The 13258-nt window shown below is 52.5% G+C and carries 13 protein-coding genes; 3 read left to right on the forward strand and 10 right to left on the reverse strand.

Annotated elements, in window-relative coordinates; genetic code table 11:
* Positions 1 to 4: 4 nt before the first annotated feature.
* The 4 genes from motB to flhD form a co-directional block, all read right to left on the reverse strand.
* The gene (gene motB, locus KGP24_RS14260) at positions 5 to 934 is read right to left on the reverse strand and encodes a flagellar motor protein MotB (protein WP_109845187.1); all 930 of its coding nucleotides are present in this window, start codon (positions 932 to 934) and stop codon (positions 5 to 7) included.
* Entirely contained in the window at positions 931 to 1818 is an 888-nt protein-coding gene (gene motA, locus KGP24_RS14265; RefSeq protein WP_008500417.1) for a flagellar motor stator protein MotA, read from the reverse strand. The genes motB and motA overlap by 4 nt, the downstream gene beginning before the upstream one ends.
* A 123-nt stretch (positions 1819 to 1941) precedes the next feature.
* Positions 1942 to 2520, reverse strand: a complete 579-nt coding sequence (gene flhC / locus KGP24_RS14270) for a flagellar transcriptional regulator FlhC (protein WP_013096051.1) — start codon at positions 2518 to 2520, stop codon at positions 1942 to 1944.
* Positions 2521 to 2522: 2 nt separating this feature from the next.
* Positions 2523 to 2873: a flagellar transcriptional regulator FlhD gene (gene flhD, locus KGP24_RS14275; protein ID WP_023312264.1), complete on the reverse strand. Its 351-nt coding sequence runs from the start codon at positions 2871 to 2873 to the stop codon at positions 2523 to 2525.
* A gap of 796 nt (positions 2874 to 3669) precedes the next feature.
* On the opposite strand from flhD, the gene uspC reads away from it, so the two are divergent.
* Positions 3670 to 4098: a universal stress protein UspC gene (gene uspC / locus KGP24_RS14280; RefSeq protein ID WP_223560874.1), complete on the forward strand. Its 429-nt coding sequence runs from the start codon at positions 3670 to 3672 to the stop codon at positions 4096 to 4098.
* A 15-nt stretch (positions 4099 to 4113) separates the two neighbouring features.
* Here the strand turns inward: uspC and otsA are convergent, their stop codons facing one another.
* The 5 genes from otsA to araF form a co-directional block, all read right to left on the reverse strand.
* Complete coding sequence (gene otsA / locus KGP24_RS14285) at positions 4114 to 5538, reverse strand: alpha,alpha-trehalose-phosphate synthase (protein ID WP_223560875.1); 1425 nt, start codon at positions 5536 to 5538, stop codon at positions 4114 to 4116.
* The gene (gene otsB, locus KGP24_RS14290; RefSeq protein ID WP_223560876.1) at positions 5513 to 6316 is read right to left on the reverse strand and encodes a trehalose-phosphatase; all 804 of its coding nucleotides are present in this window, start codon (positions 6314 to 6316) and stop codon (positions 5513 to 5515) included. The genes otsA and otsB overlap by 26 nt, the downstream gene beginning before the upstream one ends.
* Before the next feature lie 176 nt (positions 6317 to 6492).
* On the reverse strand, positions 6493 to 7479 hold the full coding sequence (araH, locus tag KGP24_RS14295) for an L-arabinose ABC transporter permease AraH (protein ID WP_223563507.1): 987 nt from the start codon (positions 7477 to 7479) through the stop codon (positions 6493 to 6495).
* 14 nt (positions 7480 to 7493) lie between these two features.
* Complete coding sequence (araG, locus tag KGP24_RS14300; RefSeq protein WP_223560877.1) at positions 7494 to 9008, reverse strand: L-arabinose ABC transporter ATP-binding protein AraG; 1515 nt, start codon at positions 9006 to 9008, stop codon at positions 7494 to 7496.
* Positions 9009 to 9079: 71 nt separating this feature from the next.
* A complete protein-coding gene (gene araF / locus KGP24_RS14305) occupies positions 9080 to 10069 on the reverse strand; it encodes an arabinose ABC transporter substrate-binding protein AraF (RefSeq protein WP_223560878.1) in 990 nt (329 codons plus the stop codon).
* 788 nt (positions 10070 to 10857) lie between these two features.
* Between araF and KGP24_RS14310 the strand changes: the two genes are divergently transcribed.
* Both KGP24_RS14310 and KGP24_RS14315 read left to right on the forward strand, forming a co-directional pair.
* Positions 10858 to 11361 (forward strand): non-heme ferritin-like protein, encoded by a 504-nt coding sequence (locus KGP24_RS14310; protein WP_223560879.1) that lies wholly within the window; start codon positions 10858 to 10860, stop codon positions 11359 to 11361.
* A gap of 155 nt (positions 11362 to 11516) precedes the next feature.
* Positions 11517 to 12860 (forward strand): anaerobic C4-dicarboxylate transporter, encoded by a 1344-nt coding sequence (locus tag KGP24_RS14315; RefSeq protein ID WP_047652356.1) that lies wholly within the window; start codon positions 11517 to 11519, stop codon positions 12858 to 12860.
* Between the two features lie 42 nt (positions 12861 to 12902).
* On the opposite strand, the gene KGP24_RS14320 is transcribed toward KGP24_RS14315, so the two are convergent.
* Positions 12903 to 13154: a DUF2766 family protein gene (locus KGP24_RS14320; protein WP_008500405.1), complete on the reverse strand. Its 252-nt coding sequence runs from the start codon at positions 13152 to 13154 to the stop codon at positions 12903 to 12905.
* Between the last annotated feature and the right edge of the window lie 104 nt (positions 13155 to 13258).

Here is a 13258-nt window from a genome sequence, read left to right on the forward strand (position 1 = left end):
GCTATCACCTCGGATTGGCTGGTGGCGATGTTGGAACGGCAGCCGAAGGAACGGCCCCAGGCTGTTTTAAATCGTCCAGTGACTCATTCTGACTTTCGGCGTTTTCATGCAGGATGGCCTGCTCCGCCTGCTGGTTCAGCACTAAAAGACTGATACGACGGTTGATGGCATCATCCGGCCCGCGGTCGGAAACGCGCATGGTTGCCGCCATGCCGACTACGCGCAGTACCTTGCCATCGTCAAGCCCACCTACCACCAGCTCGCGACGCGAGGCGTTGGCACGATCGGCAGAAAGCTCCCAGTTGCTGTATCCCTTCTCCCCACTGGCGTACGGGAAATCATCCGTGTGTCCTGACAGGCTGATTCGGTTAGGAATGCCGTTCAGCACCGGTGCAATAGCACGCAGAATGTCGCGCATGTACGGTTCGACTTCCGCACTCCCGGTTTTAAACATTGGGCGATTCTGGCTGTCAATAATCTGAATACGCAGCCCTTCCTGCACCAGGTCGATCTTCAGATGCGGGCGCAGCGCGCGCAGTTTCGGATCTGCTTCAATCAGCTGATCGAGATCGCCACGCAGTTTCTTCAGACGCGCCTGCTCCATCTTTCTTTTCAGCTCGTCGATGTTCGGCTCTTTTTTCACCTCACCCTTCTGCTGGGTGTAATCATCGCCGCCGCCCGGGATCGGGCTGTCGCTGTTAGAGATACGCGGCCCACCGGCCACCGCCGTTGCCAGCGGCGTTCGGAAATATTCGGCAATCTGGATCAGTTCTTTTGGGCTGGAGATGGAGATCAGCCACATCACCAGAAAGAACGCCATCATTGCGGTCATAAAGTCGGCGTACGCAATTTTCCACGAGCCGTGCGCGCCATGCCCGCCGCCCTTGTGCTTGCGTTTTTTTACGATGACGATCGGATGGGACTGGTTTTTCATGCGTCCTCAGTCGTCGTCTGTTGGTTTGGGTTTTTCACCGCGCGCACGTGTTCTTCAAGCTCGATAAACGACGGACGCTCGCTGGAGTAAAGCGTTTTACGGCCAAACTCAACCGCGATCGGTGGCGCGTAACCGTTGAGGTTAGAGAGCAGCGTGATCTTCACGCACTGCATCATTTTGGTGGTTTCAGCGCTCTTCTGGCGCAGAACGCTTGCCAGCGGTGAGATGAAGCCGTACGCCAGCAAAATACCAAGGAAAGTTCCCACCATCGCGTGGGCAATCAGCGCGCCCAGCTCGGCTGCCGGACGGTCTGCCGACGCCAGAGCGTGAACCACCCCCATCACCGCAGCAACGATACCGAATGCCGGAAGCGAGTCGCCGACCAGCGCCAGGCTGTTGGCCGGCACTTCAGATTCGCTTTCGTGGGTTTCGATCTCTTCGTCCATCAGCGCTTCGATTTCGAAGGTATTCATGTTGCCGCTGATGATCAGTCGCAGGTAGTCGACGATGAAATCCAGCATCATGGCGTCAGCAAGAATTCGCGGATAGCTGGCAAAAATTTCGCTCTCTTTAGGGTTTTCAATATCCCGTTCAAGCGAGAACATGCCCTGCTGACGCGACTTCGCCATCAGGCGATAGAGCAGTGCCAGCAGATCCATATACATGCTTTTGGTGTATTTCGAGCGACGGAACAGCAACGGAATCGCTTTCAGCGTGCCCTTGATCGATTTACCGTTGTTACCAACGATAAAAGCCCCTACCCCTGCACCGCCGATGATAATAAGTTCAGCCGGTTGATAGAGTGCTCCAAGGTGCCCGCCGGTCATCATGTAACCGCCGAAAACTGTACCGAGAACTACCAGGTAACCTAATAAGATAAGCACGACATCATCCTTCCGCTAGTGACTATGGCAAGGACGTCCAGCTCACAGCGTTTACCGTTTGCGGGGTAAAAAAAAGCAGCGGTAATTGCTTACCGCTGCTGGAATCTTTCCCACACGTTCGGGTTAAACAGCTTGTTCGATCTGTTCATCCAGCAGTTGTGGAATAATATCGGCAGCATCCCGGGAAAGTTTACGTCTTTTTACTGCGCGGGATGGAGGCTGACATAAACTACAGGCGAAGCTGCCTGCAGGTTGATGAGCATGGGTAATAAAATTGCCGTCGCAGCAGTTGCAGCGCGACAGTTCAAGCATTCCGCTCTCAACAAAACGCACCAGCGTCCATGCGCGGGTCAGCGCCAGCAGAGGGCCTTCTTCCTGCTGTGGGCATTGTTCAAGGTAAAGTTTGTACGCTTTGATCACGGCGTCAACGCCGCTACACAAACCGGTTTTAAGCAGATACTGCCAGGCATTACAGAACATGGAAGCATGAATATTCTGCTCCCACGTCATAAACCAGTCGGTAGAAAACGGCAGCATGCCTTTCGGCGGGGGACTACCACGTAACTCTTTGTATAGTTTGATGAGACGACCACGGCTCAGCTGAGTCTCGCTTTCCAGCATTTGTAAACGAGCACCCAGTGTAATTAGCTCCATGGCCAACTGTATGTCACGCGCTTCCTGAACAATGCTTTTCTCGCTCATAGCTAGGCCCTTTTCTTACGGGCTGCGTCATCAGGCTGGCTGATTTCGTTAAGCAAGCGAGTGGAAAGAAGAATACCGGTATGGATCTGTTGAAGATCGTCCACACGGGACTCCTGCGTCAGACGCGTTATTGTCTGTGAATCATCGAAACGGAACTGGCAAACCAGTTGATTCGTTTCAGCCAGTTTAACCATCTGCGGAAGGGTTAAGCCGCCCAGCATGGTTGCCATCTCTTCGTTAATACCCAGACGAAACATCGCGGACGCCTTGTCCTGACTAATCAAACGCTGCGCGAGCAGTAAATACGACAAGTTGATGTCATAGATATGTTTTAGCAACTCGGATGTATGCATTTTTCCCATCCCGAATAACCAACTATTATTTTTATGCGGAAAGACCGCACCCCGTGATGTCGCCGGGAAATCACCCGGTATAAAAAAAAGAAAAGGCTAAATGCATAGTTGAATTTAGGTTTCTATTCACTGAAACCGTAAGAGAGAAACCGCGAACGCGTCTCTTACATGTTTTATCATTTCTTACAAATAACTAAGATTTTTCCTAATTCGACGCAAACTCTACTCGTCAGTTTTCCCACATACAATCCAGCCACCCTCAAATTTAAAAAAAATGTGATCTACGTCACACAATTTGAGTGAATATGACCCATAAATCCATCAGTATGACTTGTAATTTGCTCAAAATTTGGCCATTCAAGACTGTTTTGTATTCTTAATTGACGAATACTCATGCAGACGGATGATTCAAACTGGCATGCAACGTGCTTTTCCTGCCGTAAGCGCCTCGCGGAAACATTTACAACCTCCCCCTCTACGAGAAACATTTTTCTTACCGTGAAAAAACATATAGTTATGCAGACAGCTCAAAAAAGATGTTTCAGGACGTGATCATTCGAAATGAGTTTGTAACCTATCAAAACGATTTAACAGTCAAAGCATGAATTTGTGTGATTTACGTTAAGTTGTTAATTTTTTTCATTTAGACGCATTTTTCAGTTATTCTTCTTATAAGAATAATTAATGAATAATTATGATAAGCTTCACACTAATGTCGTAATCAGCTCTTGCAGAAGCAGGAATTTCGCGGTAAAGGTGGTTAAACGCTGTCTTTAAGACACCTAAGGAGTGCGCCATGAGTTACTCCCATCTTCTTGTTTCCGTTGCAGTTTCCCCTGAAAGTCATCAGCTCGTCGCACGGGCAGTTTCCATTGCCAGGCCCCACAATGCCCGCATCAGCCTTATCACGCTCGCCGCAGAGCCAGAGATGTATAATCAGCTGGCGGCCCCCATGCTGGAGGATATTCGTGAGGTTCTGCAGGAAGAAACGCAGCAATTTCTGGGCGAATTAGTGGAAAAGGCACAATATCCCATTTACGAAACTGTTATTGCGACCGGGGAACTTAACGCCCATATTCTCGATATGTGTCGTAAACAAGATATTGATTTAGTAATTTGCGGGAACCATAACCACAGCTTTTTATCGCGCGCAGCCTGTGCGGCGAAAGCTATTGTCGCGTCGAGCCAGGTCGATGTGCTGTTAGTGCCGCTTGGGGGGCATTAACCCCCCAGCAGAAGATCAGGCGAGTTTAGGGAAGGTCGCGATCTTTTTTTGCAGATCGCCTTCATGACTTTGCGGAGCGATATCCCGGAGATCCTGAATAAAACGCGCCTGCCAGTGGTTAATATCGTTCTTCCGGATTGTCTCCATCATGTCAGCATGGCGGGAAATACGTTCCGTGAGCGGCATTGTCAGGGCGCGATTCAGCGCGTTAGCCACGTCATCCCTGTCATAAGGGTTAACGATAAGCGCCGACGTGAGCTCATTTGCGGCCCCGGCAAACTGGGAAAGCACCAGCACACCCGGGTCGGCAGGATCCTGGGCCGCCACATACTCTTTCGCCACCAGGTTCATCCCGTCGCGCAGCGGCGTGACCAGCCCAACTTCCGCATAGCGGAAGACCTTCATCAGGACCTTACGGTCAAAGTGCTGATTCAGGTAAAACAGCGGCGTCCAGCCCAGCTGGCCGTAGTGGCCATTAATGCGCCCTGCTTCTGTCTCCAGCTGATGGCGAATATCCTGATAGGCCTGAACCTCACCGCGCGATGTCGGCGCAATCTGGGTATAGCGAATTTTCCCGTGATGCTGCGGGTATTTGTCCAGCAGCGTTTCATACGCCAGGAAGCGCTCGGGCAGCCCTTTGGAATAATCAAGACGCTCAACCGAGAAGATATTTTTCACGTGCTTGAGTTCATTCTTAAGCTGCGCCAGCTTCGGCGGCAGCGGGCCGGAAGCCTGCTCCGCAATTTCGTCAGGTTCAATCCCTATTGGATAAACTTCGGTGTGGAAGGTTTTCCCCCACGCCGTATGGGCTTTCCCACCTTTGGTCACCAGACGCACTTTACCTGATACGGAGTCAAGGAACGCGAGGCGGTCATTTTCAGTCTGGAAGCCAAGCAAATCGTAGTCACACAGCGCCTCCAGCAGCTCTTCATGCGGCGGCAGCGCGGTAAAAATCTCCGGCGTCGGGAACGGGATGTGCAGGAAGAAGCCAATCCGATTATTTACCCCTCTTTTTCGCAGCTCTCTCGCAAAGGGCAACAGGTGATAATCATGGATCCATAAAATATCGTCTTCTTCTATTAATGGCAGCAGTTTATCCGCCAGCAGCGCATTCACGCGCGAGTAGCCTTCGAAGGATTCACGCTGGAATTTGACCAGGTCAAGGCGATAGTGAAACGCAGGCCACAGAACGGCATTCGAGAACTGAGAGTAATACTCGTCATAGTCTTTCTCTTTCAATGCAAACGAAGCCCACGTAATGTTTCCGCGCGTCACCTTTTTGAGCGGCTTCTCTTCTTCACTGATTTCCCCACTCCAGCCAAACCACAGCCCGCCAGCGGCTTTTAAGGCACCTAACACCCCTACCGCCAGGCCACCTGCACTGGCTTTTTTATCATCAGGCGCTGCGATTCGGTTAGAGACGACGACTAAGCGACCCATAATGGTTTCCCCCTTTGCTTTGCGCTATTTGTTGTTGTTGCTGGTTAGCGATGTCAGATATCCACTGCCAGACGCTGGCGACATCCGCCAGTCGCCATTCGGCAACAGTGTCACCAGGCCCCACCTTGACGGCGATCCCTCCGGCCTGATTCACCACATGAAACCCTGCCTCGTCGGTCAGGTCATCCCCAATGAAAACGGGCGTTCGCCCTTTGAAAGGCGGCGACGCCATAAACGCGGCGATGGCCGCACCTTTATTAATCCCTTTCGGTTTTAACTCCACTACGCATTTGCCGGGCTGCAACGCCAGCTGTGGATGGGCATCCGCAACCGTCTGAGCCAGCGCAAGTACGGCCTCCTCATGCTGCGGCGCCTGACGATAATGCAGGGCAAAGGCCATGCCTTTGGCTTCCAGCTCGGTGCCGGGCAGTTCGGCCAGCGCTGCAGAGAGCTGCTTATGCAGCGTTTGCGTTAGTGCGTCGGGGAGTGAAACGATATGCGTTTGATCATGGATGTCGCGGCGCTCCGCTCCGTGTACACCGGCCAGCGGAAAGTGGTAAGGACTGGCGAGCATATCCAGCTCGGCCATTGAGCGCCCTGATATCAATGCCAGTGCCCCCTCGTTCATGAGCGAGAGCTGATGCAAATCCTGTAGCACCGCATCCGGAATAGACACCTGGTCGGGGTGCGGTTTTATCCCGGCGAGCGTGCCATCGAGATCGAAAAAGAAAGCATAGTGTCCGGGCAGTACAGGCGGTGCGGTTAACATGTCAGCCACCCTCTTCCTCCTTACGGTTTATGAGAGGTAAACGCCTTTACCTCTTTCATAGCCATGTAAGTATAGACAGTGTGACGTCGCTCGCCATTTGACAACCGCCCCGCCAGTAAAACTGGCGGGGCGGTTAAAGGGTCAACTATGGTTATAAGTTGAGCTATAAAAGTTGGGGGAAAAGGTTACACGGTACGCTTCGCTTTTTGCTTGTAACGGTCGAAAATCACCGCTGCCAGCAGGATCAGGCCACGCACTACGTACTGCGAGAACGGCGAAATATTCAGCAGGTTCATGGCATTCTCCACCGTCCCTAAAATCAGGATACCGGCCACCACATATGAGATTTTTCCGATGCCGCCCTTGAGGGAAACGCCCCCTAAAACGCAGGCCGAAATGACGATCAGCTCATAACCGATAGAGGTCATCGGCTGACCGCTGGTCATACGCGAAGCCAGGATGATCCCAGCGGCGGCAGAAACCAGCCCTGAGAGCACAAAGATAATAATCTTGGTGCGCACCACCGGCACCCCGGCCAGACGAGCGGCCTCTTCGTTACCACCAATCGCCAGCGTATTACGGCCAAAGGTGGTCCGGTTGAGCAGGAAGCCGAACAGGATCAGGCAGGCCACGGTCAGCCAGATTGGCGCAGGCAGCCCCAGCCAGTTGGCATAACCCAGCGTAAAGAAGCGCTCGTCTTCAATCCCCACCGCCTTACCGTCGGAGATGATATAGGCCAGCCCGCGGACAATTTGCATCGTCGCAAGCGTGGTGATCAGGGCGTTAATCTTCAGGCGTGCGATAACAAAACCGTTCACCAGACCGCTGATGACGCCGAGTAGCAGACCTGCGAAAACGCCAATCCACAGACTCTCCGTCATGTTGATTACCACTGCCGTCGTGACGCCTGCACAGGCAATCACCGACGCCACCGACAGGTCAAAATCGCCGGAGGCAAGGCAGAACAGCATCCCACAGGCCACCATCCCGGACATGGAAATGGCCAGCCCCAGCCCCTTCATATTAATGAAGGTGGCAAAATTAGGGACAAAGATCGCGCAGGCGAGGAACAACGCGGCAAAGACCACCAGCATGCCGTACTGATCCCAGATACGTCCAAAACTTAACGCCGACTTCGACTTCGGCACTCCGGATGTAGTAACAGAGGACATCATTAACTCCTTACTCAGGCGACAGCCTGGCTGACTTTAGGCATGGCGAGGTTCAACGCCTGTTGTTCATTCGCCTGTTCATGAAGTAATTCACCGGCAATTTCGCCTTCACGCATCACCACAATGCGGTCGGCCACGCCAAGCACCTCCGGCAGATCGCTGGAGGCGAAGAGCACCGCCACGCCGCGTTTTGCCAGCTCATAGATCACGTTATAAATCTCGTGTTTTGCCCCCACATCGATACCGCGCGTCGGCTCGTCCAGCAAAATGACCTTCATATCCTCTGACAGCCAGCGGCCTAATATCGCCTTCTGCTGGTTTCCGCCCGACAGATTCATGATCAGCTGTTCCGGACCCGGCGTTTTGATATTCAGCGAGCGAATATGGTGGTCGGCGTTGCTCGACTCCCAGCTATCGTTTATCAGGCAGCCTGCGCGAATAAACTTGCGGCGGGCGGAAATATTGATGTTGTCACGCACCGAGTGCACCGGAATAATCCCCTCCGCTTTACGGTCTTCCGGGCAGAGCATCATGCCCGCCCCGATCGCGTGGGCTGGTTTCTGAATATCTATCCGCTGGCCGTCAATGGAGACCTGCCCATCGGTAATACGGGTACCGCCGAACAGGCCTTTCATCAATTCGCTACGCCCCGCGCCCACCAGACCAAACAGGCCGACGATTTCACCGCTGCGTACGGATAACGAAATCGGCGTTCTGACGCCCGGCGCTTTTACGCTATCAAGGCGCAGGCGTTCCGGCCCGTACTGGCGCGGTTGCCAGTGATAGATATCACCCAGCTCGCGTCCGACCATCGCCTGAACCAGCTGGTCATGGTTCACCTGCGCCATGTCGGTAAAGGTGCGCACATAGCGCCCGTCTTTAAAGACGGTGATGGCGTCGCTCAGGGCAAATATCTCTTCCATGCGGTGCGAGACATACAAAATCGTACGGCCTTCCTGACGCAATTCGCGGATCACGCGGAACAGATTTTCAATTTCACGCGCGGAGAGCGAACTGGTGGGCTCATCGAAGGCAATAATTCTGGCGTTACGCGCCAGAGCCTTGGCAATTTCAACCATCTGCCACTGCCCGATGGAGAGATATTTCAGCGGCGTCTGGGGATCAACGTCCAGACCCAGGTGTTTAAGCTGCAGCCCCGCTTCATAATTAAGTAGCGAACGATTTACCACGCCGCCTTTGTGCGGGATCTGTCCTAAATAGATATTTTCCGCCACGGTCATCTCGGGAATGAGGTGCAGCTCCTGATAGATGATCGCCACCCCGGCATTGAGCGCCGCCGTGGTATCGGCAAATGCCACCTCTTCGCCGCGAATGGCCAGCGTGCCGGTCGTGGGCGCGTAGTTGCCGCTGAGGATCTTTAACAGCGTGGATTTCCCCGCGCCGTTTTCCCCCATCAGGGCGTGAACCTGGCCGGCATAGCAGTCGAAGCTGATATCGGTCAGCGCGTTAACACCGGGGAAGGTTTTCCCGATGCCGCGAAAAGAGAGATACGGATCAGACTGTCGCATAACGTCTCCGTGATTCCTTTAGTGTGCACGTCTGGCCCCCCACGATGCGTGAGGGGCACAATCACAGCGTATTACTTACCGCCCAGCCCTTTTTTCGCCAGCTCCTCTTTGAAGTTGTCGCGGGTAATCAATACCACGTCGGTCACTTCGGTAAATTTCGGCGGTTCAGCCCCTTTGGTTACCCAGTTGTAGAGCATCTCGCTGGATTTGTAGCCGTGAACGTCCGGGCTTGGCAGCAGAGAACCATAGAAGCCGGTAGCCTGCGCTTTAGACAGCTCGCTGACGGCGTCAACGCCGTTGATGCCAATCCCGATCACGTCAGGCGCTTTGAAGCCCTGACCTTCCGTCGCGCGTACCCCGCCCAGCACGGTGTTGTCGTTCATGCCGACCACCAGCCAGTGTTTGACCTCCGGATGCTGGACCAGCATAGAGTTCGCGGCGTCGAAAGCGCCTGGGATATCGTTGGATTTAGTTGGGACTTTATAGATCTGTTTTTCCGGGAAGCCGGCCGCTTTCAGCGCATCAATTGAACCGGTAGTACGACGGCGTGCGGTGTCCAGCTCGTCAGCCGTGATAGCCATTACCGCGGTCTCTTTGACATCCCAGCCGCGCTTTTGCATCTCTTTATAGAGTTCCTGGCCCTGGCGTTCGCCGATTTTTGTCGCCGCCATCATGACCAGCGGGACGGTGTCCATCGGCTTGCCTTTAGCGTTAACGAACTGATCGTCAACCGCGATGACCTTCATGTCGTAACCGCGCGCTTTCGCTGCGATTGCCGATCCCAGCTTTGGATCCGGGGTACAGATAACGAAACCTTTTGCACCGCTGGCCGCCAGGCTGTCGATGGCGTTCAGGGTTTTTTCGCCGTCAGGCACGGCGATTTTAATGACTTCAAAACCTAAATCTTTCCCGGCTTTATCTGCGAATTTCCACTCAGTCTGGAACCAGGGCTCTTCGGGCTGTTTTACCAAAAAACCGAGTTTTAAATTCTCAGCGATAGCGGATTGTGACATAACGGCAGCCAGACCGATGGCCGCCAGCGCTTTAGTAAATTTGTGCATGGTAAACTCCAGCTTTAGCATTCTTTTCTGTAGGGAATATGTGCGTGCTTCTTATTTAATCGGACTTAAAACAAGGCATTAGCGCTTACCTCGTCATAAGCGTTATTGCTGGTGATAGTTTTAGCGGGAAATTAATCATCCATAAGAGAGCCCCATTACACCGCAGAATTACAGTAATTGCGTACATAAATTCAGCGAAAAATGACATAAAAAAGGCAGTATTTGTCAGACAAATGGCAGGAGGGTAAGCAGAATTATCCATAAGATTAGCTAAGATATCCCTGCCTCCCTCAGCGGGCAAAGCGGCACCAGGCGTTAAACGGTTTCAACATGTTTTTCATCACGAATGTACAATGCACCAGAAAAAACGTTATTCCGCAGAAGTTGATTTAGCGCAATTTTATTGGCACATCATATATTCGAAACGATTAATCCGTATTTTTCTTTTTCGCGGAGTATTATTCCAACTTAATATCCCCGAAAGAGCAACAGTGTATCTTCACGATAAAAATCGTTAATTATTAGTCCATTACGGCACATTCAATTCATGGTGAACTAGTTATATTTCTGTACTACATTTAACTTTGTAATGTATGGTAAATACAGCCTGATTAAGAGTTTTCTTAGACTAAAGGCAAGGGTATGCTTATTTATATCGAACACAGGAAGTGAATTTCGGTCTACTTCGTTCACGGCAGAATGTCTATTTCTGCATTTTTTCTTCATTTTTGCCTGGCGCTCAGATTAAGCGACGGACATCACGTATCACAGTCAATAAGGATATGAGTATGGCTACCCAAACGATGATGCAAAAACTTAACGCGCAGATGAACCTTGAGTTCTACGCCTCGAACCTGCACCTTCACTTAAGTGCGTGGTGTGCCCAGAATAGTCTCACGGGGTCTGCCACATTCTTTCGCTCTCAGGCGCAAAGTAACGTCACCCATATGATGCGTGTCTTTAACTTTCTGAAAGCTGCAGGGGCAAATCCTGTCGTTAAAGCTCTTGATGGGATCAACGAAAACTACTCTTGCCTGGAAGAACTCTTCCAAAAAACGCTTGAAGAGTATGAGCAACGCTGCAGCACGCTTAGCAAACTGGCCGATGAGGCCAAAGCGCAGCAGGACATTACGACGCTCAAATTCTTACGCGATATGGATAAAGAGCAGCAGCAGGATGGCATGCTGCTGAAGACGCTGGCGGATGAGATCCATAATGCGAAGCAGGCGGGTTTATGTCCCGAGCAAACTGACCGTCATCTGCTCGACATTGTGGCGGTGCAGCACCACTGAGTTTTTGGCCTGCTTCCCTCCCGGGAAGCAGGCCCCTTCCCATCTCCAACCTTCTGCTTTTGCTGAAATTTAACAAATCAGATCTGGCTCCCAATGATTAACCACACAACGTGTGATGATTTATTTAATTACATAATCATTGACGAGGGAGCATCATGATCACCATTGAGTTTGTTGTCATTCTCCTATGCCTGCTGACGGGTACGCGTTTCGGCGGTATGGGGCTTGGGTTAATCAGCGGAATTGGTCTTTTTATTTTATGTTTTGTCTTTGGTCTGCAACCGGGTAAGCCGCCGGTAGACGTAATGCTGACTATCCTTGCGGTGATTGGCTGTGCGGCTACGCTGCAGACTGCGGGCGGCCTCAACGTCATGATGCAGTTTGCTGAACGTCTGCTGCGCAAACATCCGCAGCACATCACCCTGCTCGCCCCTTTCACTACCTGGATGCTGACCTTTCTGTGCGGCACCGGGCATGTGGTCTACACCATGTTCCCCATCATTGCGGATATCGCCCTGAAAAAAGGGATCCGCCCCGAGCGCCCCATGGCCGTGGCATCGGTGGCATCGCAGATGGCGATTACGGCCTCCCCCGTTTCCGTTGCCGTGGTATCGCTGGTGTCCATCCTGGCGGCCCAGCATGGGATCGGCCACGCGTGGGGGATCCTGGAAATTCTCGCCGTGTCGGTTCCCGCTTCGCTTTTCGGCGTAGCCATTGCGGCCCTGTGGAGTTTACGCCGTGGGAAAGATTTGGCTGACGACATAGAATTTCAGGAAAAGCTAAAAGACCCTAAGCAGCGCGAGTTTATCTACGGCGGAACGGAGACGTTAATGAATCAGCGTTTCCCTAAACAGGCCTACTGGTCCACGTGGATTTTCTTTGCCGGTATTGCCGTGGTCGTTTTGCTGGGGGCATTTCCTGAACTGCGCCCAGCCTTTGAGCTGAAAGGCAAAATGACGGCGTTGTCGATGAACCTTGTCATTCAGATGATGATGTTAATTGCGGGCGCCGTGATGCTGATGGCCTGTAAGGTCAATGCGTCGGCTATTTCCAACGGCGCGGTGTTCAAGGCCGGTATGGTCGCGATCTTCTCGGTGTTCGGCGTGGCGTGGATGAGCGATACCTTTTTCCAGGCGCATCTCGACGAGCTAAAGCTGGCGCTGGAAGGCGTAGTGAAAAGCCACCCGTGGACGTACGCCATTGTGCTGTTTCTGGTGTCAAAACTGGTGAATAGTCAGGCGGCTGCGCTGACGGCCGTTGCGCCTATGGGCCTTATGCTGGGAATCGACCCGAAAATGCTGATCGCCTTTTTCCCGGCGTCATACGGCTATTTTGTCCTGCCGACCTATCCAAGTGATTTGGCCTGCATCGGTTTTGACCGTTCAGGCACCACCCGCATCGGCAAATTTATCATCAACCACAGCTTTATTCTGCCAGGGCTGATTGGGGTTAGCTGCGCGTGCGCGGCGAGCTACCTGCTGGTCCAGACGTTCTTTTAACAGCATCAAAGGGCGACACGTGCCGTCGCCCATTTCCCTGCTTTAGTGGGACTCACCCTGCGGCGTGAATCGCAGTTCAATCAGCGCGATGGCTTTCTGGATCGCACGAAGCGTAACCGGGTCAGCGGCAGCAGGATGGCTGGCGAAATCGATGTTTTTCAGCTGAGTAGACATCTTCTCGCGCACTTCAACCGGCGCAATCACGTCCAGAACATCAAGAATTTGTTTGATAACCAGCTGACAGGCAACAACGTCAGAGACCAGTTCCTGATCGGCGCTCAGGTTTTGTGACATGGGGGCTTTCTCCTTATTTAAAGGCCGCCATAGTAGCAAAACACGCCCCCTGACATCTTCCCTTCATCGCCTGCAGGTACAAAAAAACCCGCCGAAGCAGGTTT

The sequence above is a fragment of the Enterobacter sp. JBIWA008 genome, from assembly GCF_019968765.1.
Taxonomy (GTDB): Bacteria; Pseudomonadota; Gammaproteobacteria; order Enterobacterales; family Enterobacteriaceae; genus Enterobacter.